Origin of the sequence: Nitrobacter hamburgensis X14 (assembly GCF_000013885.1) — a bacterium.
Taxonomy (GTDB): domain Bacteria; phylum Pseudomonadota; class Alphaproteobacteria; order Rhizobiales; family Xanthobacteraceae; genus Nitrobacter; species Nitrobacter hamburgensis.
In genome coordinates this window covers 1,507,315-1,532,688 of record NC_007964.1, presented here as the reverse complement: position 1 = coordinate 1,532,688, position 25,374 = coordinate 1,507,315, and the positions used below count along the sequence as shown (strand labels likewise).

21 protein-coding genes are annotated in these 25,374 nt (G+C 62.9%); 10 read left to right on the top strand and 11 right to left on the bottom strand.

Annotated features, from left to right (window positions below; genetic code table 11):
• Positions 1–6: 6 nt before the first annotated feature.
• The 3 genes from NHAM_RS06905 to NHAM_RS06895 all read left to right on the top strand — a co-directional run bounded on the left by NHAM_RS06905 (position 7) and on the right by NHAM_RS06895 (position 4,859).
• Positions 7–2,793 carry a phospholipase D-like domain-containing anti-phage protein gene (locus NHAM_RS06905; protein ID WP_011509868.1) on the top strand — a complete coding sequence of 929 codons (2,787 nt, stop codon included), beginning with the start codon at positions 7–9 and terminating at the stop codon, positions 2,791–2,793.
• Positions 2,794–3,114: 321 nt separating this feature from the next.
• Complete coding sequence (locus tag NHAM_RS06900; protein ID WP_011509867.1) at positions 3,115–3,705, top strand: hypothetical protein; 591 nt, start codon at positions 3,115–3,117, stop codon at positions 3,703–3,705.
• A gap of 65 nt (positions 3,706–3,770) precedes the next feature.
• Complete coding sequence (locus NHAM_RS06895) at positions 3,771–4,859, top strand: XRE family transcriptional regulator (protein ID WP_011509866.1); 1,089 nt, start codon at positions 3,771–3,773, stop codon at positions 4,857–4,859.
• 16 nt (positions 4,860–4,875) lie between these two features.
• Here the strand turns inward: NHAM_RS06895 and NHAM_RS06890 are convergent, their stop codons facing one another.
• Both NHAM_RS06890 and NHAM_RS26540 read right to left on the bottom strand, forming a co-directional pair.
• Positions 4,876–5,601 (bottom strand): hypothetical protein, encoded by a 726-nt coding sequence (locus tag NHAM_RS06890; protein WP_011509865.1) that lies wholly within the window; start codon positions 5,599–5,601, stop codon positions 4,876–4,878.
• A complete protein-coding gene (locus NHAM_RS26540; protein WP_011509864.1) occupies positions 5,601–6,341 on the bottom strand; it encodes a hypothetical protein in 741 nt (246 codons plus the stop codon). Before NHAM_RS26540 ends, NHAM_RS06890 begins: the two co-directional genes overlap by 1 nt.
• A 250-nt stretch (positions 6,342–6,591) precedes the next feature.
• Between NHAM_RS26540 and NHAM_RS06880 the strand changes: the two genes are divergently transcribed.
• On the top strand, positions 6,592–6,837 hold the full coding sequence (locus NHAM_RS06880; RefSeq protein WP_157043552.1) for a hypothetical protein: 246 nt from the start codon (positions 6,592–6,594) through the stop codon (positions 6,835–6,837).
• A gap of 288 nt (positions 6,838–7,125) precedes the next feature.
• Here NHAM_RS06880 and dksA read toward each other — a convergent pair whose 3' ends face one another.
• Complete coding sequence (gene dksA, locus NHAM_RS06875) at positions 7,126–7,491, bottom strand: RNA polymerase-binding protein DksA (protein ID WP_245270024.1); 366 nt, start codon at positions 7,489–7,491, stop codon at positions 7,126–7,128.
• 259 nt (positions 7,492–7,750) lie between these two features.
• The gene (locus NHAM_RS06870) at positions 7,751–8,164 is read right to left on the bottom strand and encodes a flagellar assembly protein FliX (protein WP_011509861.1); all 414 of its coding nucleotides are present in this window, start codon (positions 8,162–8,164) and stop codon (positions 7,751–7,753) included.
• Positions 8,165–8,501: 337 nt separating this feature from the next.
• Here NHAM_RS06870 and NHAM_RS06865 point away from each other — a divergent pair, with 337 nt between their 5' ends.
• The 5 genes from NHAM_RS06865 (at position 8,502) to NHAM_RS06845 (ending at position 14,389) form a co-directional block, all read left to right on the top strand.
• A complete protein-coding gene (locus tag NHAM_RS06865) occupies positions 8,502–9,626 on the top strand; it encodes a flagellar basal body P-ring protein FlgI (RefSeq protein WP_011509860.1) in 1,125 nt (374 codons plus the stop codon).
• Entirely contained in the window at positions 9,626–10,021 is a 396-nt protein-coding gene (gene flgJ, locus NHAM_RS06860; protein WP_011509859.1) for a flagellar assembly peptidoglycan hydrolase FlgJ, read from the top strand. Before NHAM_RS06865 ends, flgJ begins: the two co-directional genes overlap by 1 nt.
• A complete protein-coding gene (locus NHAM_RS06855) occupies positions 10,018–10,509 on the top strand; it encodes a hypothetical protein (RefSeq protein WP_011509858.1) in 492 nt (163 codons plus the stop codon). Before flgJ ends, NHAM_RS06855 begins: the two co-directional genes overlap by 4 nt.
• Positions 10,510–10,901: 392 nt before the next feature.
• Complete coding sequence (locus NHAM_RS06850) at positions 10,902–13,820, top strand: autotransporter outer membrane beta-barrel domain-containing protein (protein WP_041357802.1); 2,919 nt, start codon at positions 10,902–10,904, stop codon at positions 13,818–13,820.
• Positions 13,821–14,023: 203 nt separating this feature from the next.
• Positions 14,024–14,389, top strand: a complete 366-nt coding sequence (locus NHAM_RS06845; protein ID WP_011509856.1) for a hypothetical protein — start codon at positions 14,024–14,026, stop codon at positions 14,387–14,389.
• A 47-nt stretch (positions 14,390–14,436) separates the two neighbouring features.
• Here NHAM_RS06845 and NHAM_RS06840 read toward each other — a convergent pair whose 3' ends face one another.
• The 4 genes from NHAM_RS06840 to NHAM_RS06825 all read right to left on the bottom strand — a co-directional run bounded on the left by NHAM_RS06840 (position 14,437) and on the right by NHAM_RS06825 (position 18,942).
• On the bottom strand, positions 14,437–14,802 hold the full coding sequence (locus tag NHAM_RS06840) for a hypothetical protein (protein WP_011509855.1): 366 nt from the start codon (positions 14,800–14,802) through the stop codon (positions 14,437–14,439).
• Between the two features lie 28 nt (positions 14,803–14,830).
• Positions 14,831–15,196 (bottom strand): flagellar biosynthesis regulator FlaF, encoded by a 366-nt coding sequence (gene flaF, locus NHAM_RS06835; RefSeq protein ID WP_011509854.1) that lies wholly within the window; start codon positions 15,194–15,196, stop codon positions 14,831–14,833.
• 154 nt (positions 15,197–15,350) lie between these two features.
• Positions 15,351–16,964, bottom strand: coding sequence for a flagellin (locus tag NHAM_RS06830; RefSeq protein WP_011509853.1), 1,614 nt, complete (start codon positions 16,962–16,964; stop codon positions 15,351–15,353).
• Between the two features lie 391 nt (positions 16,965–17,355).
• Entirely contained in the window at positions 17,356–18,942 is a 1,587-nt protein-coding gene (locus NHAM_RS06825; RefSeq protein ID WP_011509852.1) for a flagellin, read from the bottom strand.
• Positions 18,943–19,305: 363 nt separating this feature from the next.
• On the opposite strand from NHAM_RS06825, the gene flbT reads away from it, so the two are divergent.
• Positions 19,306–19,737 carry a flagellar biosynthesis repressor FlbT gene (gene flbT, locus NHAM_RS06820; protein WP_011509851.1) on the top strand — a complete coding sequence of 144 codons (432 nt, stop codon included), beginning with the start codon at positions 19,306–19,308 and terminating at the stop codon, positions 19,735–19,737.
• Positions 19,738–19,766: 29 nt separating this feature from the next.
• Here flbT and NHAM_RS06815 read toward each other — a convergent pair whose 3' ends face one another.
• From NHAM_RS06815 to flgK, 3 genes are all read right to left on the bottom strand, one after another.
• Positions 19,767–21,260, bottom strand: a complete 1,494-nt coding sequence (locus NHAM_RS06815; RefSeq protein ID WP_011509850.1) for a pyridoxal phosphate-dependent decarboxylase family protein — start codon at positions 21,258–21,260, stop codon at positions 19,767–19,769.
• Between the two features lie 361 nt (positions 21,261–21,621).
• Positions 21,622–23,385: a hypothetical protein gene (locus NHAM_RS06810; protein WP_011509849.1), complete on the bottom strand. Its 1,764-nt coding sequence runs from the start codon at positions 23,383–23,385 to the stop codon at positions 21,622–21,624.
• 45 nt (positions 23,386–23,430) lie between these two features.
• A complete protein-coding gene (gene flgK / locus NHAM_RS06805) occupies positions 23,431–25,290 on the bottom strand; it encodes a flagellar hook-associated protein FlgK (RefSeq protein ID WP_011509848.1) in 1,860 nt (619 codons plus the stop codon).
• Positions 25,291–25,374: the final 84 nt, after the last annotated feature.

The following is a 25,374-nucleotide window of genomic DNA, read 5'->3' as shown; positions in this document are numbered from 1 at the left end:
CAAGAAATGGACGTCAATCCGCTGGGCCGCTCCACCAGTCTCGTCGGAGGCGGCAATCTTCAGCGGTTTTCGTCCAGGCTCGGCCGGCTATCACACGTCTACTTGAAGGACCAGCTCAAGGGCGCTTCGGAGTATCGGCGGATCGCCGGCTATTTCCGGTCCTCGATTTTCGACCTGATCAACGAGGAGATCGAAGGGATCGGCAAAGTCCGGATCGTCTGCAATTCCGATCTCGATCAGTTGGACATCGACGCGGCGCAAAAGGCCCGCGAGCAGCTTCTCAAGGAAAAGTGGAACGACGTCGACGACGCCGTCGAGAGCTTTTTTCGCCGGCCGCGATACCAGCGGCTTTATGAGATTCTCACCCGCGGGAACGTCGAAATCCGAGTGGTTTCCCGGAAGCAGGCGCCCTTCGTGCATGGCAAGGCCGGGGTCATCTACCGTCCGGACGGGACATCGTCCGCCTTCATGGGCAGCCTTAACGAGACCCGCGAGGGCTGGTCGGCCAATTACGAATTCGTCTGGGAAGACACGTCAGCCGACGGGGTAGCCTGGGTCGAAGACGAATTCGAATATCTGTGGGAGCTCGGCAAGCCGCTTCCGGACGCGATCATCGAGGAAATCGGCCGCAGCGCCCGCCGGATCGAAGTTCAGCTCGCGGACCTGAAGCCGTCGGAAGTGGCGCCGGCCGCCTTGGTGGAAGCCGACATCTATCGCAAGGGCGAGGAGCTGATGCCTTGGCAGCGGGCATTTGTGTCGCTGTTTCTGGAGCACCGCGAAACTTACGGAAGCGTCCGCCTGTTGCTCGCCGACGAGGTCGGGGTCGGCAAGACCCTGTCGCTCGCCGGCGCCGCCCTGGTCTCGGCCTTGCTGGGCGATGGCCCCGTCCTTATCCTCTGCCCGGCGACGCTCACCACCCAGTGGCAGATCGAACTCAAGGACCGCCTCAATATTCCTTCAGCCGTTTGGCTTTCGACTGAAAAGGCATGGCGGCTGGACCCCGACGAGATTCCGATGCCGTCGATCGGCGCTGCGGGCGTCGTCAAATGTCCGCGCCAGATCGCGATCGTCTCGACCGGTCTCATCTTCCATAACACGGAAGAACGGAAGCATCTGATGTCACGGTCGTTCGGCATGGTCATCCTGGACGAGGCGCACCGGGCCCGCGGGAAGGAGGATCCGGAGGAGAAGGAGCGAACCGCAAACAACCTCCTGTCCTTTATGTTCGAGATCGCCAAGCGGGCACGGCATGTCCTCCTGGGTACCGCGACGCCGATTCAGACGGACGTCGAGGACATGTGGGACCTTCTCAAGATCCTCGGGATGGGGGCCGAGCACGTAATCGGGGACGCCTGGAGCGACTGGCGGTCCACCGAGAAGGCCGTCCCGATTATCACTGGCAAGAACAAGGTGACGTCCGAACGCGAAGCTTGGCCGCTATTCCGCAACCCGCTTCCCGCTGCGGCCGAGAATGATGTGATTTTCGGGTTCGTCCGGGACGCGATCCAGCTTCGGCCCGATCGCTTTGTCACCCAAGTCAGCTTCAGTGACATCAACGACGCCTTCTGTCGCGATCAGTTCGTCGACGACGTGCTGACGCCGAAGGACGATCTCGGCTTCTTCCAGCGCAACAACCCGGTGGTGCGGCACGTGGTGCTGCGGAAGCGGTCAACGCTGGAGCGCATGGGCCTGATCCCCAGGATCCCGGTCGACATCCATCCGTTGCCTGGCTCGCACATGCCGCCGATGTTCAACGGCTTGGGTCTTGGGACATCGCACGCGTTCGATATGGCATATGAGGCGGCTGACAAGTTCACGAAGGTTCTACGCAAACGGAAGAAATCGGCCGGTTTCATGCGCAGCCTGATGCTGCAGCGCCTGTGTTCGAGCTACGCAAGCGGCCTGGCCACCGCTGAAAAGCTGCTCGCCGGGCGGTCCTTGGACGACGAGGAGCTCGAACTTGAGCTCGGCGATGAGGGGCTGACCTTGATCGACGAGGAGCGGCGGCACCTCCAGACCATCATCGACGTCCTGTCGCCCCATCCGACGGACCCGAAGTTCGACGCGGTCCTATATTTCTTGGAAGAAAGGCGATGGCTGGAGCTCGGCTGCATCGTTTTCAGCCAGTATTTCGACACGACCAAGTGGGTGGCCGAGGGGCTGACTGGGCGGCTTCCGCGGGAGCCGGTGGCGGTCTACGCCGGCGCCGGGAAATCGGGAATCTACATCAACGGTGAGTGGAAGAGCGTCGAACGCGAGCAAATCAAGAGGGCGGTCAAGGAGCGGACGATCAGGCTAATTGTGGCCACCGACGCCGCCTGCGAGGGTCTGAACCTCCAGACGCTGGGGACCCTGATCAACGTTGATCTTCCCTGGAATCCTTCCCGGCTCGAGCAGCGCATCGGTCGCATCAAACGGTTCGGCCAACGCCGCGATCGCGTGGACATGCTCAATCTCCTCTACCATGGCTCTGCTCAACCCACGGTGGACGAGAAGGTCTACGCAAAGCTGTCCTCCCGCATGAAGGATCGGTTCGACATTTTCGGGACGTTGCCCGACGTCATCGACGACGACTGGATCGACGATGAGGAGAGACTCGAGGCCGAATTGAAGAACTACACAAACCGCCGCGCGCGGGCCAACGCGTTCGATCTGCGGTACGCCGGCGACGTCGTGCCAAAGGATGAGCGCTGGGAGCTCTGCGAGAAGGTTCTAGCCCGGAACGACGTCAAGAAGCGGCTATCGCGGGGCTGGGGCGAACGGGATCGTGCCGATCAATCGGTGCCAGCATAAAAACTGGACTGCATAATGAGTCGCAAGGGACATTTTCCCGGCGGAAGCACGACCATTGGCCCCCAGGGATTCCAAATGGTTCAAGAAAGGATCCACTTGGGTCGCTCCGAACGTGGAGTGCCGTCGCCGCCTCTCGCCTCCGAGCGCAAGCCGCAGCGTGACTGATAGATCCATGAATCCAATTGTTCACAAGATTATCACTTAGATAAAACAGTGTCTTACCGAAAATATCGAGTTTATAGAAATAAATTTGAAATAAATTCCTTGTTTTTGGCGTTGAGATGGGCATGATCGCCGTAGTCACAGCGCGAGATTCTGCCGATGCCCATGCCTGTCGAACCCTTGGTCCGCACTGCCCTCGCACCATTCGATAAACGCGTCCGCCGGGTAGTGGACATTGGCTTCAAGGCCTATCTCTCGCGACGCGGCGCTGGCAATCTGTACAAGCGGACAGACGCCGCCGAGATTTTCGACTGCGTTGTCCAAGCCGCTATCGTCGAATTCGATGACAAGCCAGGCGTGAAGGTCTTCAAGGGCAAGGCGACCGCCCGTTTCCTCTTCGCCAACACCGTGCTCGTCCGCTTCAAGAAGGCCGACCGCAGCGGCGCGGGACAGAATGTTCGGACCGGCGCAAACGATAGATTCTTGAACCCGACGCTGGCCTTCCCGGACGCGCCGGAAGCCATGAAAGTCGAGATTTGCTGGAAGCTGAACGCGATGCGGACGGGGTACGACAGCCTGCACGTCACATCCCGCAACGGCGCTGGAGTGCTGTGGTCGTATGAATTGCTCGGCGGCGTCCAAGAGACCATCCGCTTCCCGAGCAAACCGGCACCCATGCCGGCCACCGGCCGGCGGCGCGCCAAGCTCAAGTCTGAGGATGCCAAAAAGAAGTCCCGCGACGCTTCGTGACCGAGCGGATTGCCCGGTTATCAGTTGTTAAACCGAATCGTCGGCGTATGCGTATGGGAGCTTTTATGGGAACGACCGGAAACATGCTGCGCCTCGCGCGGCAACTTCGAGGATTGCAGCAGGGCGAGGCCGCTGCGGGACTCGGTGTGCCGCCTGTCGAACTGTCCCGCGTCGAAACCGGCCTCAAGGAGCCGACTGAGGCCCTTCTCGAATCCGCCTCCAAATTGTTCACGCTGCCGGCCGCCTTCTTCAAGCAGACCGACACGGTCTACGGCGCCCCGGTCAGCGTGCATCCGATGTGGCGTAAGAAGACCGACGTGCCGGCGCCGGAAGTCCATCGGATCATTGCCGAACTCAACATCCGGATCATGCACCTGCGGCGCTTGCTCGACGCCACAGACTTGGATCCCGTGCGCAAGCTGCCGCGGTTCGACTCGGATTCCTACGGCAACGACCCCGCGGCCATCGCCGACCTGGTGCGGCGCTTCTGGCAGGTGCCGGAGGGTCCGATCGAGGACCTCACTGCGCTGGTTGAGGACGCCGGCATCATTGTGGCGCATTCGGATTTCGGCGGCTCGTCGATCAGCGGCGTGACCTTCTCGATCGCGGGCATGCCTCCACTCGTCGTCCTCAATTCCAGTCAGCCCGCCGATCGAATGCGCTTCACGCTGGCACACGAGCTCGGCCACATCGTAATGCACAAATTCCCGACGCCAGAAATGGAAGACGAAGCCAACCAGTTCGCGTCGAACTTGCTGCTTCCGACGGAAGACGTGAAGCCGTATTTCGTAGGCCGCAAGGTCGACCTGCCACTGCTCGCGGCCTTGAAGCCCGAGTGGCGCGTTTCGATGGCGTCGCTGGTGTTCGCCGCAAAGCGCGCCGGCGCCCTCAACGAGGGCCAGGCGCAGTACATCTGGAAACAGTTCAACATCCACAAGATCAAGCTGCGCGAGCCGCCCGAACTGGACTTCACTCCGGAAACACCGCGCACCATCAGCGAACTGGTGTCGCTGCACATGCAAGATTTGAACTATTCGCTCTATGACCTGTCGGCGATGCTGAGCATGCATCAAAACGAAATCGCTCTGACCTATTCGATCGACCTGCCAGGTGACGACAAGGGCCGCCCGAAACATCTGCGCGTCATTCAATAGCACGGCTCGGATCGGCTTACGGGGCCGCACGTATTTGGAAGTTCTCAGGCGTCTCCCGGATCGAGAAGTGGACAGGGCCTCGCACGTCTTCAGGCACCTTTGCCCAAAGGTAGGCAGTGCCCTCGTCCAACACGGTGGATTCGACCACGAAGCCCGCGCGGTTAACCAGGCTGGCGAGCTCGTCCGGCGGTATCAGGCCGTAAAAAGAGTGGCCGCGGAGTGAATCCATAAGAAATCCGTTGCCGTAAGGCTGGCAGTTCGGAAGGCGCTGCATCCTGGTAAAATCCGAATTCCGGTAGAGGACGACGAACAAGCAGGTGGCGCCCGGCTTGAGCTTGGCTCTGATCAACTGAACGATGCCCAGTCTAACGCTTGCCGAAGGGATGACCGAAAGAACGTTAATGCAGAAGCCCCGATCGTACCTGTGCGCCTGGGAAGCGAACTGTCCTACGGTATAGGCCTCGACGTGGTTAGACCTTCGGACGTGATCGCGGATCGTCGTCAACCGCCCGCGGATCATTTGCGTTCTTGAGAACTGCACTTCGGAATCCACCAGCCCAAGAATGTCGGTAGTCTTCGCAATAACCCGCTCATACCGGAGCTTGCCACACCCGAAGTCGAAACTAGAGCGAACCGGTTCCAGCCGCGAAATCAGCCTGTTGAGATAGGCTGAGCTCTGGGCCTCCGGCTTGGCGGCGTTCTCGCTCCTGATGACGATATCCTTGCCGATCTTGTACCGCATCAGCTGGCCGACTCCGCAAACGCCTTGCGGTTAGCGGTATTCGCCTCGTCGTTCTCAGCGATCTGCTGTATTTGCGGATCGGCTCTCCGCTCCAGCAGTCCGTACCGAAGGTTCATGAACAGGAGTGCGCCCATTGAAGCGACCCAAAAGACGACGAGTAACCAGGATGATCGTGCAATTGCCGACAAAATCGCGAAGCCGGTCAGTATGAAGAACCACTCCAAGGCGACCCAATACATGTGCCATGCTTCGAGCGCGCTTTCGATGTCGTGCTTGTCCACCAGCGGCTTTTCGCTTCTGCTGGATGCATATTTGTAGAAAGTCCCTCTCATGAGCGGATGGCGATCTCGCTCGAGATTCTGGATCTGCCGGGCAGTCATTTGCACACCCGACATCACCGCGAGCGGGAGAAGGATATTTGCGCGGTCGAACCGGGCCCTGATCTTGAAAAAATCGGAAATCCGGTCGTGAAAATGGGTGACTCTGCTGAAGATGAGTACCGCCAATGCGATCGCGAACCCGCCGACATTGATCTCAGGGGCCTTTACCGCCGTGGCGAACTCTTTGAAGCCGGGCAGATGCTCGATCTGCGAAAAGAGACTTTCCACCCAAGGATCTTGTCGAGCCAGGAATGTACACGCCAAGGTCAACCAGAAGTCGGCCAAAGCGATCTTCCAAAGCATCTCCGAATAGTTCTTCGGCCCAAAGAAGGGCATCAGAACACGAAGGATCGAATCCATCCTCGCCCCCGAGGTTGTTATAAGTTAGCTCTAATCGGAATGATTGATTCAGAGAGGCCGCACCCGGTCAATCGACGACAGTCGGCTTTTCCCCGGCTTTCCGGGGCTTCCGCAGCGGGGCGTAGGTGCTCCGGAAAGAGAAAAGACCTCCGTAATCGCAATCGCAGCCACCGGCTCTCATGTCGTTTCTTCTTAACCCCCTTCTGCTACGGACATGTCGGTTTTGGCTCGCGGCGCAGAGACGAAGACGATGTCCAAGCTTATCGATGTATACTTGGTCCAGCCCTATGAAAGGCTCGATCGTGGCGACTTCGAGCCTTGGGTATTGGTGGAGCGCCCCACTTTGACGTCGGCTGTCGAAAGCGCTGAAGGCTTGTGCCGTACATACGGCGGAGCCGTGGTGTTCAGCGCGAAAGCGGATTTGGCCACTGGCGGCTACAGCTCTTGCAAGGTGCAACGGAAATTCGGTGAAGTGCCCGAGGACCCGATGCTGTAAAGTAAATGTCATTCTCAGGGATGCACTCGCGAGCCCTATGACCGACAGAGCTCGGCCGGATCACGGATGCGAGCAATCAATCGATCAGGAACCCACCAACTAATGCCTAGACCGTCATCATACGGCCTTTAGTCGCTGGACGTAGACGGGCTGAGAACGCGTCTTTAGTTAGGACGCATAGGTTGAGTACAAATTGAAACACCAACCGACTCACTCTTAGACCGTCATCGACTCGGTCTGAGTGTGTCGGCATACGAAATCCGGTCGGCTTCCCGCGGATCCTACCCGTCACTCGTCCCGATAGATCTTTTCGCGCTTCTCGTGGCGCTCCTGGGCCTCGACCGAGAGCGTCGCGATCGGACGGGCCTCGAGCCGCTTCAGCGAGATCGGCTCGCCGGTTTCCTCGCAATAGCCGTAGGTGTTGTCTTCAATCCGTTGCAAGGCGGCGTCGATCTTGGAAATCAGCTTGCGCTGCCGGTCGCGGGCCCGCAGTTCGATGGCACGGTCGGTTTCCGAGGACGCGCGATCCGCGAGATCGGGATGATTGACGTTCTCTTCCTGAAGCGTCTGCAGCGTGAGCTTCGATTCGCGGAGGATTTCGTCCTTCCAGGCCAGCAACTTGGCGCGGAAATATTCGCGCTGGTGCTCGTTCATGAACGGCTCTTTGTCGGAGGGCCTGTAATTCTTCAGTTTTTCCAAATGCATTCCATAGTCCGTGCAAGGCGCCGGACTGTCCGGCTGCGGCGGAGCTTATATAGCGGCACTCTGTGACAAACAACATCGCAGCGACGAAAGACGCGGCCCCTTAACGGCTCTGGGCGGACGCCCGAGGGAACCTCCAGGTCGGTTCATACCGCCGGATCAGATCAACACAGCCCTCCAGCCCCGGCCTCGCCGGCACGCCTTGCGGCTCTCAGTATTGTCCGGCTTTGGCGAGTTCGACCTCGACCCGCAATTCGATCTCCGACAGCACCGCATCGAGACCGGCATCGCCAGAAGACGATTTCAGATCGGCGGCGGCGGTACGCAGCCGCGCCACCGTGGAGGCGTCGAAGTTGCCGGACAGCAGGCCTATCTTGAGATCGTCGAGCACGTCGAGCGCGCCCCTGCCGCGCTGCACCGAGCGCCTGCGCCGCTCCACTGGATCCTCCTCGACGCCCTGCAACGCCAGCAGCGCATCGATGGTCGCTGTTGCCTTCGGCGCGGCGGCGGCCCGGCTCTCCGCCGTCGCGGTCAGGTCCGGCAGGGAAAATTCGCTTCCACCTCTCCGCCGCGCGGGGGTGGCCTGTGTCGCCTGCGTCGTGCCGTTCGCTCCATAAATTCGCATCGCCGCCTCTCACCGATTTGTGATGGGGTCACGAACCACGCCACGCCGGTTCGGAAGCCTCGCCGCCCGCCGCCGGAGGAATGCCGCGCCGGATGATCGGCACGGGAACCGTGAACCGTTATGGTTAACGAAGCGTGAACGCCCGGCAAAAACTGCCGATGACGGCAACTTCGCCGCCGCCTCCCGCCGGCAGGGATCGGCCCGCCGCACAAATACAACAACGATATCAATATTATAGGCGAAAGGCCGCAATGGCACGGCCCTCGCATGGTTAACGGCGGATGACCGTCATGGGAGTGGCGGCCAGCCGGACCGAACCCTCAGCGGGGAGCAGAGGATGCCTGGCGTTGGTATTTCAAGGATCGTCCGGATCGCCGTCGCGGCGCTTGTCGCGCTGGCGCCGCTGATGACGCCTGCGCACGCGACCTCGCGGATCAAGGATCTCGCGAACATCGAAGGTGTGCGGCAAAACCAGTTGATCGGCTACGGCCTCGTGGTCGGCCTCAACGGCACCGGCGACACCCTCAACAATATCCCCTTCACCAAGCAGTCGCTGCAGGCGATGCTGGAACGCATGGGCGTCAACATCCGCGGCGCCACCATCCGCACCGGCAACGTCGCGGCCGTCATGGTGACCGGCAACCTGCCGGCCTTCGCCACCCAGGGCACCCGCATGGACGTCACGGTGTCGGCGATGGGCGACGCCAAAAGCCTGCACGGCGGCACCCTGCTGGTCACGCCGCTGCTCGGCGCCGACGGCAATGTCTATGCGGTGGCACAGGGCTCGCTCGCGATCGGCGGCTTCGCCGCGGAAGGCGCCGCCGCCAGCGTCACCAAGGGGGTGCCGACCAACGGGCGCATCGCCAACGGCGCCATCGTCGAACGCGAGATCGAGTTCGCGCTGAACAAGATGCCGAACGTTCGGCTGGCGCTGCGCAACGGCGATTTCACCACCGCCAAGCGCATCGCCGCCGCAGTGAACGATTTCCTCGGCACCAAGACCGCCGAGCCGATCGATCCGTCCACGGTGCAACTCTCCATCCCGGCGGAATTCAAGGGCAACGTCGTTGCGCTTCTGACCGAGATCGAACAGTTGCAGGTCGAGCCGGATACTGCGGCGAAAATCATCATCGACGAGCGCTCCGGCATCATCGTGATGGGACGCGACGTCCGCGTCGCCACCGTCGCGGTAGCGCAAGGCAACCTTACCGTATCCATCTCCGAGAGTCCGCAGGTCAGCCAGCCCAATCCGCTGTCGCGCGGACGCACGGTGGTGACGCCGCGCACCGCCGTCGGCGTGACCGAGGACGGCAAGAAGCTCGCGCTGGTCAAGAACGGCGTCTCGCTTCAGGAGCTGGTCGACGGCCTCAACGGCCTTGGCATCGGGCCGCGCGACCTGATCGGCATTCTGCAGGCGATCAAGGCGGCCGGCGCGATCGAAGCCGACATCGAGGTGATGTGATGCAATCCCGGATCGACGGCAGCCTGATCGCGAGCGCCTATCGCAGCATCCCGCGCAAGGCGATGATGCCGATGCCGAACGGCCGCCCCGACCCGCAGCTCCAGCAAGCGCTGGAGAAAGTTTCTCCGCAGGCGGTTCAGAAAGCCAGGACGACCTCGCAGGATTTCGAGGCGATGTTCCTCAATTCGATGTTCTCGCAGATGACCACGGGCCTGAAGGGTGAAGGCCCGTTTGGCGACACGCCGGGCACCGGGGTATGGCGCTCGATGCTGACCGAGCAGTATTCCAAATCGTTCGCCCAAGCCGGCGGCGTCGGCGTGTCCGACGCGGTGTTCCGCACCCTCATCATGCAACAGGCGAACCAGACCCAGCCTGCTGCGAAGGAGACTCCATGACGGCGACCCCACAGGCGCAACAGGCGTCCCCCGTTTTGCCGCCCGTCGCGACACCAGCGGACGCACGCAAACTCGCCGACGGCATGCTCGACACCATGAATGCGCTGCTCGCCGTCATCGAGCGCGAAACCGAACTGGTGCGCGCCGGCAAGATTCGCGAGGGCATGGCGCTCGGGAAACAGAAGAGCGAGCTGTCGCGCCGCTACGCCGGCGCCATCAGCCATTTCAAGAGAAGTCAGGCCTACATGACGCAGTCCACGCCCGAGCTGCTCACCGCCCTGCAACGCCACCACGACACCTTCCGCGCGATACTTCAGGTGAATCTGACGGTGCTCGCGACCGCGCACGCGGTCTCCGAAGGCATCGTGCGCGGCGTCAGCGCAGAGGCGCAGCGCCGCGCCATGCCGCAGACCTACACAGCAAACGGCCAGCGCAGCGCGCCGCCGCGCCAGCACACGATCCCGATCGCGGTGAGCCGGTCGCTGTAGAGTATTTTCCGGCCAGGTGGAATCCGGTTCACGTGAAGAAAATGCTCTCAATCAAACTTGCGATGATGCGGCCTCGGCTGAGAGAGAGAGAGAATCATAATACGCTGTCTCGCCTAAGAACATAGAAACGCTGAGGGAAGAACAGAGAAACAGAGAAGCATGGTCCATCGCGAGCTGAGGGGGAAGCCATGTACAGAGTTCGAACAAGCCCGGAGGGCAAGGCAACGACTGACTCAGAGCGCAATTACCGGTCGCCCATAAGCCAATTGCACGCGCCAAAATTCAGGTCCGGCTTCTCACTCTCTTATTCAGTCATCGCTCTCGGCGCGACGCTGGTCTTCTCTGGCGAGGCCTATGGGCAATGCTCCCCACTCCCACCGGGGTCTGTCAATTTGACCACCGGGGCCTGCACGGACGATGGCGTCAGTCGAACGAGCAGCACGGTCAATACGCCAGCGATCGGTGTGTCAGGGGACGGATCATACACTGGCAATGGCGTCATCATCGCGACCACTGCTGGCAGCGCTTTCGGGGCCGAGGTCTCGGGACTAGGGCACATCGTCCTCTCGGGCGGTACGCTAACGACGAGCGGGACTGACTCCACAGGTATTCTGGTCGAAAGCGGCGGAACGCTCACCACGCAAGACGGCCTGACCATCGAGACATTCGCCAAGGGCGCAACGGGCGTCTCCGTCCTGGGCGCGGGCGCGTCAGCCAATTTGAGCAACACCAGCGTGTCGGTCCATGGAGACACTTCCTTCGGCTTGAAGGCCAACGGCGGGGCCATCGTCGGCAACGACCTGACGATCAAGACCGCGGGCACCGACGGGCAGGCCCACGGCGTTCTGACGGAAACGAACGGCACGATCGATCTCACGCGGGCGACAATCACCACGACAGGAGCCTCGTCCGAGGGATTGTACGCCTACGGCCCCAGCCGCATCACCGGGACCGACCTTCACATCGTCATCGAGGGCGACACGGCCGACGGCGCCATCGCCTATAATGGTGGTGAGGTCCACCTGACCGGCGGCTCCATCCTGGTCAAGGGAACTTACTCTGCGGCCTTAATCGCTTCTGTGGGCTCCCGGTTGACGGCCACGAATGTCCAGATCGACGTTCGCGGCGACAACAGCAACGGCGCATTCGCCCAAGACCGGGGCACGGTGACGCTGACGGGCGGCCGCATCACCACCTCCGGCGTGGGCGGGCACGGCCTCTACGCCTATAGCGATGGCACCATCGTTGCGGATAACGTCTCGGTCACCACCGCCGGCAACGACGCGGACGGTGCCAGGGCCGAGTTCCCCGACGCCACCGTCGCCCTCACCGGCGGAACCTTCACCACGTCGGGGGCGCTCGCGAATGGCCTGAGCGCGCAGGATGGCGGCACGCTCACCGCCACGAATACGGCCGTGGCGGTGACGGGAGCCGGCGCCGCCGCGATCCAGATCGTGGGCGGCACGGCGGTCGATCCGAGCGTGGTGACCGTCACCGGCGGCAGCCTGGCCTCCAGCCTGGGGCCCCTCATCCTGTCCGAGGGCGGCATCGGCGCCATCTCCCTGAACGGGCCGATCGCGACCACCTCGGGCATCGTCGGGGGCCAGGCCGCCCTCGCCACGGTGACCGCGGGATCCGGGGGCGTGACGCCCAGCAACCTCACCCTCAATTTGAACGGACTGGGCGGGGTCGCCGGCGCCTTGCGGGTGACGGGTACGGGTAACGTGGTCAACACCACCTTCAACGCGACCAACTGGACCGGCGATCTCATCGCCGACACCGGCAACACTCCGAATACCTCACTGGCCGCGAGCCGGTGGACCGGTCAGGCGGCCAACGCGGCCGATATCGGCATTGACGGGTCCAGCGCCTGGACCATCACCGGCACGTCCAACGCCACCGGCACGATCACCAATGCCGGGCTGATCCAGTTCGTGCCGCTGTCCAGCGGGTTCTCGACGCTGACCACGGGCAGCTATGTCGGCCAGGGCGGCCGGATCGCCTTCAACACCTATCTCGGCGCCGACAACTCCCCCACGAATTTGTTGGTGATCAATGGCGGGACGGCGAGCGGCACGACCGCGCTGTCGGTCACCAATGCCGGCGGGTCCGGCGCACTGACCGTGGGCGACGGCATCCGCCTCGTGCAGGCGGTCAACGGCGGCGCTACCCAGCCGGGCGCGTTCGCTCTCGCCGGGCGCGTCGCCGCCGGCTCCTTTGAGTATCTCCTGTTCCGGGGCGGCAGCTCGGGCGCGCAGGACTGGTTCCTGCGCTCCACCCTGAACGCGATCCCGGATCCGCCCAGCCCGACGCCACCGGCGCCAGAGCCGGTCATTCCGCTCTATCGACCGGAGGTTCCCCTCTACACCCCCATCCCGGCCATCGGCCGCGACATGGGCCTGGCAACCCTCGGCACGCTGCATGAGCGGGTGGGCGAGGAGATGAATATCCCGAACCAGACAGCTTCCGGGAAATTCGGGAACGGCACCTGGGCACGGCTCATTGGCGAGAGTGGCAACAGCAGTTGGTCCGGCACCGTCGATGCCCGCGCCCGCAACGCCAGTCTTGTTGGCATCCAGGCGGGCTTCGATATCTATCGAAGCCTGCACGACAATGGCCATCGCGACCATGTCGGCCTCTATATCGCCGAGACCAGCTACCGCTCCTCCATCAGCGGCTTCGCATTGGGCCAGCAGAACTTGCAGGTCGGCCAACTGGCCCTGCAAGGGCCGGCGGCGGGCGGCTATTGGACCCATTTCGGCCCTTCGGGCTGGTACCTGGACGCGGTGGTCCAGGAGAACTGGTTCGATGCGAGGGCGACGTCGCTCTACCAATCGGGGATGAGCACCAGCGGCACGGGCTTCACCGCCTCGCTGGAGGGGGGCTATCCGATCCGCCTGAGCCGGCATTGGCAGATCGAGCCGCAGGCGCAGATCATTTACCAGACCATGTCGGTGAACCGCAGCCGGGACGCTTTTTCGACGGTCGGGTGGGATGCAAATAACGCGGTGACCGGACGTTTCGGCGGGCGGCTGCAATACACGACCCAAGATGGGCAAACGCTGTGGCAGCCCTACCTCAAGGCCAACCTCTGGCACGGCTTCGGCGGCGTCGACCGGATCAGCTTCGGGGATTCGCCGGCGATCGAGAACCGGTTCGGCAACACCTCGCTGGAACTGGGCGCGGGATTCACGGCCCGGATCACGCAGACCACCAGCCTCTATGGCCATGTCGACCGTCGCTGGTCGGTGGACGGCGCCGAGCGGTACGCCTCGGTCCAGGGCGTCGTCGGGGTCCGGTTCAACTGGTAGGGCCCGCTTCCGCGTTCAAAACCTCGCGAACGAAGGCGCGCTGCGCCCTGCCCGCGCGCTTTCGAATCCAATTCGATTCAAATTGCCGCGTTGCCGGCAGCACGGTGTTGAACACGTTTTCTAACGTGGCGTTCAGAGACGGGCGTTAAGCTTGCGGCCTAAAGGGGGTTGGGATTTGACTCGAAGGGAGCCTGGAGGCGACCATGGGTACGGATTTCAGCATCAAGCCGGTCGGGGCACCGGTCGCAACGGCAGTCGTTCAGCCGGCGAGCAGCGCCGCGGACGATGCTGTCGCGACTCAACTTCCCCCGAGCCAGAGCGTCACCGCGGCGGACGTGAGTGCGCGCGTCCGTAACGATCCGCGGACATCGGGCGATACGCTGTCGCGTCAGGTGATCGTCGATCGCGATGCCGCCTCGATGGTCTATCAGGTCGTCGACAACCGGACGAGCCTGGTCGTGAAGCAGTTCCCCGAAGAGGCGATGCTGCGACGGCGCGCCTATTTCCGCGCGCTCGATCTGGTGAAGGCCGAGCGTGCGCAGGACCCGGCGACCGACCGACAGGCGTAACCGCTTGGCTCGCGATGGCCGAACCGGAAAGCACGCTGCGCGACCGATCAGCCCTGTTGGACGTAAGCCGTCTCGAGCGTGCTCGCGCCCGTCGCAGGATTGCTCATGACCGTGCTGACCTGCGCGGTGCCGGCCTTTGTCAGCACGAATTTTGAATCGCCGACGCGGAACGCGTTGTTCTTGATCAGGACGTCCTGATACTTGATCGTGCTGCCGTACTGATACTTGGCCTTGGCGCGAAAACCATTGACGTTCGAAATCGTCACCGAAAACGGCTTCTGGTTGGCGTACTTGCCGCTCCAGGTGCCCTCGAAGGCCTTGGGATCGACGTCGACGTACTTGCCGGTGCTGAGATTGACGTTCTGCCCGACCGTCGTGTAGTTCGCCGCCAGGATGCTCAGGACGTCGGCCATGATCCGGCTCCGTCGATGAAGTCAGGCGTTACGCCCGCCCGGACAAACCCGCCGCGAGATTGCAGTTGATGTCGATCAGCGACTTCAGCTTCGCGGGGTCGGGATTCATCTGCATGTCGATCGTCTGCTTCATCACGAAGACGCCGATGTTGGCGATATTCTGGCGGACCTCCAGCGGCTGCTGGTTGTCATCGCTGTCCGCTGCGCTCATGAAGATCGACCACAGACGGCGGTTGAACAGCAGCGCGTTGTGCATGTTCTTGTCCGGACCCGTCCAGTTGTTCTGGATCTCCTGAAGCTGCCGCGCCGCCTTCAGCAAAGCCTGAGCCTCGATTTCACGGGGAGATGACGAGGTTTGAGCCGTCCGGGCATAGGCTTGAGCAGCGTTCGACATTCAAGACCTCGGGGAAAACAGCGGGCGCGCGCTTCGGCGCTGCTGGTATGTCTACCAGAGCCGCCTTTAAAATAGGTTACCCGGTGTTTCCACATGCGCCTAAAAAATGGCAGGCGGAACACTTGCGACCGCCGCGGCGTCGCGCCTTGCGTCGTCAGCGCAGCAGTTGCAGCACGCTCTGCTGCGACTGGTTGGCCAGCGCCAGCGCCGACACCGCGATCGACTGGCGGGTGGCCAGCGCCTGGCTGTTCGCCGCTTCCTCGTTGGTGTCAGCGAGCGTCAGGTTGCTTGAGCCGGTCTGCAACACGTTGATCAGGTTCTTCGAGAAGTCCTGACGGATCTGCACGATCGACAGGTTTGCGCCGAGCGTCGAAGCCTGCGCGCGCAGCGTGCTCGACGCCTTGTCGAGGTTCGCGATCACGCTGTTGGCAGAGCCGTTGTCCAGGAAGTCGGTGCCCGCCGTCAGGGTCGACAGTCCGAGGCCGGCTGCATTGGTACTGGTGCCGTTGATGGTGAGCACGGACTTTCCGGTCTCGTTGAAGATGAGCTTCAGCGTGTCGCCATTGAGCAGATTGATGCCGTTGAACGATGCGTCCGCCGTCGTCGTGTTGATCTGCTGAATGATGTTGTTGTACTGATTGACGAGGCCAGCGCGGGACGCCTGAACCGAAGCGTCTTCAACAGGCGCGCCGGCGACCAGGCCGTTGAACGCATAGCCAGCGCCGGCCGCGGTCCCGCCGATCGTGCCGATGGTCGCGGCGGCGGCCTCGTTGGAGGTCGAGATCGTGATCGCGCCCGTCGCGTCGATCGAGGCCTGAAGATTGTTGGAGGCGAGCTGCGCGTTCAGGCCGTTGAGGCTTTTGACGGTGCCGTTGGTGCCGTCGCCGAAAGTGATGCTGGTCGCGACGCCACCGCCCGTTGCCCCGATCGTCAGCGTCTTGCCGTCGAGGTTTCCCGCGCCGCCGCCGCGCGCTGTCGTTCCCGTGGTCAGGCCGAGCTTTGCGAGCACGCCCGGCGTGGAGTCCGCCAGCGTCAGGTCATGAGCGATACCGGTGTTGAGCGCGATCTGACCGGTTCCGCTCACGGCCGATGCCGTCGCGGGCACGGTGTTGCCGTCCAGCGTATCGATCACGCCGGTCAGCGCGCTCAGCGTCTGGTCGATGCCGATCGTGACGTTTCCAGAGGCGTCGGTGGTGGCCGCGCCGGACGCGGAGAACGTGACGGTCTTGCCGTTGACGGAAAAGCTGTCGCCGGCGACGGGGCCGGTCAGCGTCGCGGTAGCGCCGTTGGTCAGCGTATTGATAAAGGTGGTGCCGGTTGCGGCAGCGTTGGAGGTGCCGGTCTTCAGGGCGGTGCCGGGCGTCGCGGCTGCGTTCGTAAACGGTGTCGTGCCTCTGAGATCGAGCGCGGTCGCGCCCGTCACGGGCAGGCTCGCTACCGACGACTTCTGCGAATAGCCGGCCTGGGATTGCAGAACCTGATTGGCGACCGACTTCGCGGTGTCGACCAGCTTCTGCAGCGAGGTCAGGCCGGTGTTGGCCGCCTGCAGCACCTGTACGCCGTTGCCGATGCCGTCGAGCAGACTGTTGATGTCGTGGGCGCGGTTGTCGAGCGCGGCGGCGGTGAAATAGTTGGTCGGGTTGTCGAGGGCCGTGTTCACCTTCTTGCCGGTGGCGAGACGATTCTGCGTCGTCGCCAGCAGGTCGGCTGTTGACTGCAACGAGAGCAGATTCTGGCGAACGGATGTCGAGAGAACGATGTCGGACATGTCTGGCCCTTCCCTGACCTGAGCGGACGCCGGCTCGCCATCAGAGCCGGTTCCTGGTCGGAAAGGTGAACGAGACGTTTTAATTTATGGTTAACAGCAGATTAATGCCCGCCATCGACGCCGCTGCGGCCTCCCGTCCCCCATTCGTGATATCTGAAGCGCTTTCTGAATTCGAGGCTTGAAACGCAAGGTAGCCAAGGGCTTTGGCGCGCTGTGCTCAACAAAGTATCCAGAAGTTCGAACCGGTGTCTCGCGACGATTCTATCTTGTTTCGTCAGGAGGTTGTGAGCTGCTGCTGGCGATCCGGCTCAGAATGAGGTTGCGGGGCCGGCAAACGCAAAAACGGCGGGGTTTCCCCCGCCGTTTTCGTTGTCTGATAAGTCGTTTACGATTAGCGCAGCAACTGCAGCACGCTCTGGTTCGACTGGTTGGCCAGCGCCAGGGCGGAGACCGCAATCGACTGGCGGGTCGACAGCGCCTGGCTATTGGCCGCTTCCTCGTTGGTGTCGGCCAGCGTCAGGTTCGACGAGCCGGTCTGCAGCACGTTGATCAGGTTCTTGTTGAAGTCCTGACGGATCTGCACCACCGACAGATTCGAACCGAAGGCCGACGCCTGCGAGCGAAGCGAGCTGGAGGCGTTGCTCAACGTGTCGAGCACCTTGTTGGTCGAGGCGTTGTCGAGGAAGTCGGTGCCGGAGGTCAGCTTCGACAGGCCGAGACCGGCCGGGTCGAAGGTCACGCCCTGGATGTTCAGCGTCGACTTTCCGGTTTCGTTGAACACCAGCTTGAGCTGGTCGCCGTTCAGCAGGTTGACGCCGTTGAACGAAGAGTCCTGCGCCGTGGTTTTGATCTGGTCGATGATGGTGTTGTACTGAGCGACGAGACTTGCACGAGCCGTCAGCGAGTTCTGGTCCTGGGTCGGTGCGCCGCCAGCAAGCCCGTTGAACGCCTTGCCAGCACCCGCGGCGGAACCGCCGATCGTGCCCATCGTTGCCGAGGCCGCGTCGTTGGTGGTGCTGATGGTAAGCTTGCCGTCGGAACTCAACGTTGCCATCAAGTTGTTTGCAGCAAGCTTGTCGTTCAACTGGTTCAACGACTTGACAGTACCGGCCGTGCCGTCGCCGAAGGTGATGTTGGTCGCCGTTCCGCCGCCGGTCGCGCCGACCGTGAGGGTCAGCGTATCGAGCGGCGAGACGCCAGCGACAGCGGCCGCACCGGCGGTGCCAGTCGCAGCTGTAATACCGGTCGAACCGCCCGGGGTATTCGTCGCAGTCACCGCGGACGTCGCAACGTTGGACGAGATTCCGGTTGAACTGGACGTGAAGGTCAGGTTGCCGCCGACAACGGAAACAACAGCGCCAGTAATCTGATCGTTCACGAGGTTGGCAACGTCCGTCGCACTCAGGCTGGCAGCGTTGAGCGAAGCGGAATGCGCCGTGTTGTAGGCCGTAACGGCCGCAGCATCCAGCGTGACGTTCTGAGCCGTACCGCCATCAACCGTAACGGTGAAGGCCATCGACTTGGTGGCAGAGACGTCGACCGCCGTAAACGCACCCGCAGTCAGGGAGCCCGAGGTCGCCGCGCTGCCGCCGACAGGAGTGCCACGCAGGTCGTCGGCGGTTGCACCGGTAATCGCCGCGGTCGTCACCGACGACTTCTGCGAATAGCCCGACGGGGTCTGCAGCGCCTGGTTGGCGATCGACTTCGCGGTATCGACCAGCTTCTGCAGCGAGGTGATACCGGTGTTGGCAGCCTGCAGCACCTGCACGCCGTTGCCGATCGAGTCGAGCAGGTTGTTGATGTCGCCGGCGCGGTTGTCGAGGCCCTGCGCGGTGAAGAAGTTGGTCGGGTTGTCGAGCGCCGAGTTGACCTTGTTGCCGGTGGCAAGACGGTTTTGCGTGGTGGAGAGCAGATCGGCGGTGGACTGGAGGGAGAGGAGGTTCTGGCGCACGGACGCCGAGAGAACGATACCTGACATTGTCATACCTTTCTGGTGTGAACATTCGTGTACGTTGCGCCGATCATTTCCATCGGACGACAACGCGACACTGGAGCCAGGACTCTAAAAAAAACATGAACTTGCGCGGTACAGTTCGAATGAACGTCGATGCGCTTTCGGCGCTTCGCCACGGTCCGTCGGGCCAATCGCCGTCATGATGCCCTTGCGAACATTGCAGTTTCCTGCGGCCATCGACGGCGCCTCGGCGCTCCCGTTAACCCTTCGTTAACCATCATCGGAAAGGATCGCGGCGACGGTATGAATATGGGCGTTATTCGGGGCTGCTTGCGGCGACGCACATCCCGGCGTCATCGGATCCCGAAACACCACAGGAGGGCTACCATGGCGCTGAAGGTTGAACTTCGCCCGCATGAGCGGATCATCATCGGCGCGTGCGTCATCACCAACACCGATCAGCGCGCCAAGCTGCTGATCGAAGGCGGCCGCACTCCGATCCTGCGCGAAAAGGATATCCTGACGCCCGAGACGGCGGATACGCCGGCCAAGCTGATCTATCTCGCGGTGCAGCTGATGTATCTCGCGCCGGAGCCGCAGATCAATCATGGCACCTATTTCAGCCTGTTGCGCGATATCATCACGACCATGCCCGACGCCTGGCCGATCATCGAGGGCATCAACAACGACATCCTCAACGGCGACCTCTACAAGGCGCTCAAGGAGGTCAAGAAACTGATCGCCTACGAGAAGAAGCTGGCGGACACGGGCGACAGCACCACCGACCGCCCCGACGCCAGGGTGCAGCGCTCCGCCTGATATCACGCGGAGCGCGAGCGCGATTCGTCTCAGCGTCCGGCTTCGCGGGCTTCAAATTGGCGAACTTCGGATTCACGCGCGCCGAATTCCAGCACCGCCGACACCAGCGCTTCGATGTCGCGCACCCCGGTGCGATGATTGACGATCGCCGCGCGGATCGCCAGCCGGCCGTCGAGCGTGGTCGTGGACGGCGCCGCTATACCCGACTCGTGCAGCGATGCGACGATCCCGGCATTGACCCTGTCGGTATCGTCGGACCGATAGCGGAAGCACACGATGTTGAGTTGCACCGGCGCCAGCAGTTCGAGCTTCGGCTCGGCGGCGACCTTCGCTTCGAGGCAGCGCGCGAGCGCGCAGGTCCGGGCGATCATCGCGCCGAGCTTGTCGGTGCCGTAGGCTTTCAACGTGAACCACGTCTTCAGCGCGCGGAATCCGCGCGACATATCCGGCCCGTAGTCGCACGGCCACGGCGAGCCCGCCGCGAGCCCGCGCGTTTCCCGACGCAGATACGCCGCCGGCGCCGCAAACGTCCGCCGGTGCTGCTCGCCGTCGCGGACGAGAAGGAAACCCGCATCATAGGGCACCTGTCCCCATTTGTGGAAATCGAAAGCAATGGAGTCGGCGCTCTCGATGCCGGCAAGGCGCGGTGCGATCTCCGGCGACAGGATACCGAGCGCGCCGTACGCACCGTCGATGTGCAGCCACAGGTTCTCATCACGGCACAGCGCATGCAACGCCGCCAGATCGTCGATCGCCCCGATGTCGACGGTCCCGGCCGAGCCGATCACCAGAAACGGTTCAAGACCGGCAGCGCGATCGACTGCGACCTGCGCACGCAACGCATCGACACCGATGCGATGGCAGCGATCGACCGGAATCCGCCGCAGCGCGTCGGTGCCGAAGCCGGCGAGGTCCATGGCCTGCGCGATGCAACCGTGCGTCGCCGCCGACGTATAGGCGGTGAGACCGGCGCCGCGATCCGACAGACCCCGCTCGCGCACCGACGGGCCGAGCCGCGCCGCGCGCGCCACCAGCACCCCCATCAGGTTCGCCATCGATGTCCCCGTGACGAAGATGCCGCTCGCGGTATCGGGAAAGCCGAACATCTGCCGCACCCACAGAGCGATCTGGCGCTCGACCTCGATCGGAACGTGATCGCGGCCGCCGAGATTGGCGTTCAGCCCGGCCGCCAGCATCTCGGCCAGCATTCCGACGGCGGTGCCGCCCCCGTTGACCCACCCCATGAAGCCGGGATGAACGTTGCCGGCGGTGTAAGGCGCGATGTGGTCGGCAAACTCCCGATAGATCCCGTCGAGATCGGCGCTCGCCCGCGGCAGCCCGGCGCGGAAGCGTGCACGCGTTTCCGCTGGAATTGGCTGCCACACCGGGCGCGTGCGAATGCCGGCGATATAATCGACCATATCGTCGAGCATCCGGTGCCCCTGCGCGCGCAGTGCGTCCCAGTCGTCCGGATCGAGTGTCTCGTCGGCGTCAGCCCGCGGCTCGCGCGGTGCGAACGTCATGCCGTGCGCTCCCGGCCGCCGCACGCGGCGACCGCGCACAGCGCATCGCAAGGACGAAGCGCGAAACCAGTATCAAAGCTGCGCATGAAGTGTTCTTTCTCGCCGCGCGCAACATTCGCTGTCGTCTGTGGTCCCGAGCGGTCGATGATCCGTCGCCGGCTTTCCCGACCCCGGCTCAACCCAGGACTACTCAACTCCAGACAGATCAACAAAAGACAGTTCAACTCAAGGCGGCGCGGCCCGAATTCGTTACCAAATCGCTAATTGCCATGGTTAACGAAGACCTAATTTTTGATCAACGGCTTTTTTTGAAGGTTGTTGCCGTCGCGACAGGCGCGGGATGACGGGCCTGATATACCCGTCAGAGGAATTTCACCAGGCTGAGCTGCGAGAGCATGGCGGTGGTCTGGTACGAGGCCTGCAGACTGGTCTGCAACGCCAGCAACTGGCTCGCGACCTGGTCGGTGGAGACGGTCTCGGCCTGATCGACGATGTTCTGCATCGTCGCCTGCGTCAGTTTCTGCCGTGCGGTCGCGTCCTTCATCACCGTCTGCGCGTTGGCGAGATCGGACTGTATGTCCTGGATGTTCTGCTTGCCGGGCGTGACCGTCAGGTTTTGCGCAATGCGCGCGTTGAGCGCCGAGATCTGGTTGGCGCCGTTCGGATCGGTCGGCGACGTCGTCACCGCCGCGAGAACCGCAACCGACTCCATCAGCGAGCGGATGGCGTCCTCGTTGGCGCGGATGCCGTATTGCACCGTCACCGACGGATCCACCCGCACGCTCGAGGTCGCGCGCGCCGATCCGGTGCCGGCATCGCCGGTGTACCACTGCACGGTATTCGCCGCCGTGCCGTTCACTGCGCCGGTCGCGGTGGCCAGCGTCGCCGGTGGGGTAACGTCGACGCGTTGCGGCGGCGAATCGAAGAAATCATGCGTCGCCCGGATGGCGGAGGCCGCAACCAGCGAGGTCTTGGCCAGCGTGCCGATCGATTTCGTCAGCGCGCCGTTGAGATTGGCGGTGGTTTCGTCCGGCGTGGTCCCGATGGCAAAACAGCCGCCCGGCGTCGGCACTTCGCTGGAGGCCGTCAGTTGCACGGTTTCGCTGCTGCCGTCCGGCAGGTTGAAGGTGAAGCTCACGGTGTCGCCGGCCGCCGGGGTGGCGGCGCCAAGGTCGATCGAGGCTTGCGCCGGCGTCACCGTCACGCCCGCTACGCTCGAACTGACACCGGTCAGTTGCGCGCCATAGGGCGATGTGGTGGCCTCGGCGTCAGTCAGCGCCGCGTTCAGGTTGGTGGCGCTCGCCGCAGCGGTCGCACCGATCTCGAACGATCCCGCGGGCGCCGGCACCGTGGTCGTGGCCGTCAGTTGAACGGTCGCGCTGGTGCCGTCCGCCTGCAGGAAGGTGAAGTTGAAGGTGTCGCCGTCATTCGGAATGCTCGCGAGGTTGACCGTCGCCGGTGTGTTGGTAACGGTCGCGCCGGTCAGCGTCGATGTGACCTTGCTGAGCTTGAGGCCATAGACCGAAGGCGACGCGTCCTCGGCGACCGACACCGACGTCGTGGTCGGCGAGGAGATCGTGACGCGGCCAAAGCCTCCCGTGCCGAGATCGGCCTGGTTGCGCTCGGAGATAACCTGCTTCAGTCCGGCCTGCCCGGCCCCGTTGCCGTTCAGGATCAGGTCCGACGACGCCACCGGCTGCGTGTAGATCGTGCTGCCGGAAAAGATGTAGCGGTCGCCGGCCTGCGTATTCAAAATGCCGACCATCGACGAGAATTCGGCCACCGCGGTCTGCTGGCCCGCGGTCTGTCCGGCGCTGTTCAGCGCCTGCGATCCGCTGTTTGCGGCGGTCTGCAACTGCGAGCCGATGTCGGCCAGCGCCTGCAACGCGGTGTTGGCGACCTGGATGTTGGTGTTGATCTTGGTCATGGTGTCGGTGTACGCGGCGATGTTCGACAGTTGCGCGCGCGCAGCGATGGCGAAACCTTCGTTCGCGCCCATGCCCGAATAGGTCGTCGACTTCTTGCCGCTGGTGAGCTGGCTCTGCAAATCGGCCATCTGCACCTTGAGGCTCTGGATCGAACCACCGAGGATGGTATTGCCGAAGCTGATGCCGTTGATCGCCATGCGAACCGCCTTATACTCGTCTTACACTTAATCTTATATCTGCGCTTATATTTGCGCCTGCAGCAGCGTCTGCATCATGCTCTGCACCACCGACATCACATGCGCGTTCGCCGCGTAGGAATTTTGCAGCGCGATCAGGTTGGTCATTTCGGTGTCGATATTCACGCCCGCCTTGGCATTGAACTTCTCCTGCAACGTGTTGACGACGACGTCCTGGCCCTGCGCCACCTGCTTCGCCGTGGTCGCCGCGCTGCTCTGCACGCTGACGAACTGTTGCAGGAACGACGGCAGCGTGCCCTTGAACGGCGCGGCCGCCGCGCCGAGGCCGGTGTTCGGCGAATAGGTGTAAGTCGCCGACGTCAACTGGTCGAAAATGAAGTCGGAGCGCGTGGTGTCGCCCGCGGGCGTCACCGGCGAGGTATTGTAGATCGTGAGCTTCGAGGGATCGGCGAGCAGCTTCGCATTGACCTGGATGCGCCCTGCCAGCCCCGTGATTTGCGACGCGGTGCCTGTGATCGCGCCGGTATAGAGCGAGGCGCGGTCCGTGAAAAACGGCAGTTGCGGATTGCCCGAGGCCAGCGACTGCACCGTCGTCGTGGTCGATGCCGCGTTGACGGTGGACGCTGCGGTACTCGTCACCTGAAGCGACATGCCAACGCCGGAGAAATTCAGGTTGGACGAACCGAGCGCGGCGCTAAGCTGTGCTGCGACCGACGCCGCGTCGCCGGAAAAATCGACGCCGATGACCTTGTCATTCGGGTTCGACGCCGTGTTCGGAATCGGCCGCGCGGTTGGATCATCCACGCGCACGACGGTGACGTTGTGCTGGACGTTGCTCGAATCGGTATAGGTGACATTGAACGAATTACCCGGCAACACGTTGGTCAGATCGGTCGCATAGCTCACCGGTGGCCCGGCTGTCTTCGTGCCCGAGGTCGTGACATCGGACAGCGCGCTGGCCAGCGTCGCCGCCATCTGGTCGACCTGGTTCTGCGCCTGCACCAGCGTCTTGTCGCGCAACTGGACGTCGGCTGCGATCTGCCCGGAGTTGATCGACTGCGTCGCGATCATGTCGATTTTGGCGCCATTCGGAAGCTGGCAGATGATGGTGCCGACGCTCGATTTGCTCGGATCGGCGTTCCACTGCGAGTTCGCGGTGAGCGAGGACTGCGCGTTGAACGACAGCGTGGACGCCTGCACCCCACCGACGAGCTGAATGCCCGACGTGGTGAACACCGACGTCTGATTGGCGCCGTCGGTGACCGCGCGGACATCCATCAGCCTTGAGAGTTGGTCGACCGCACTGTCGCGCTGATCCATCAACGTCGCGGCGGCCGGGTCCTGGGCGCTCATGCCCTGCAGCTTCTGATTGATCTGGGCGATCTGGGCCATCGCCGCGTTGGCCTGCGAGACCGATACCGAGAGATCCTGTTCGGCGTTGGAGCGCAACGTCTGGATGCCGCTGGTGGTGGCGTTGAGCTGTTGCGCCAGCGCCTGCGCGGCGTTCAGCACCGAGGACTGCGCCGCCGTGTTGCCCGAGCTTGCCGACAGCGCCTGCAACGCCGAGGTGAAATTGTTGAGCGCGTTTTCCAGCGTGCCGTCGTTGCCCGGCGTGCCATAGACGTTCTGCAACTGGCCGAGCACGTTGGCGATCTGATCGGCATAAGCGCCGCCGGCGTTTTCGGTCCGCAACTGCGACTGCACATAGGTATCGAGCGTACGGTTAACGCCGATGACGCGGACGCCGGAGCCGGTGCTGCCGGTCACGATCTGGTCCTGCACCAGCGTCTGCGCGACGTAGCCCGGCGTGTTCGCGTTAGCGACATTGCCGGAGACGATCGACAGCGCCGCCTGGTTGGCGCGCAGGCCGGACATCGCGATAGAGAGGGCCGAACTCAAACTCATCTTTTTGTCCGCCTCGAGACCGGATCGATCCGCGCCGCGACCAGAGTCCGGTTCAACCGCGTTGAATCAAACTCTGCTTTATTC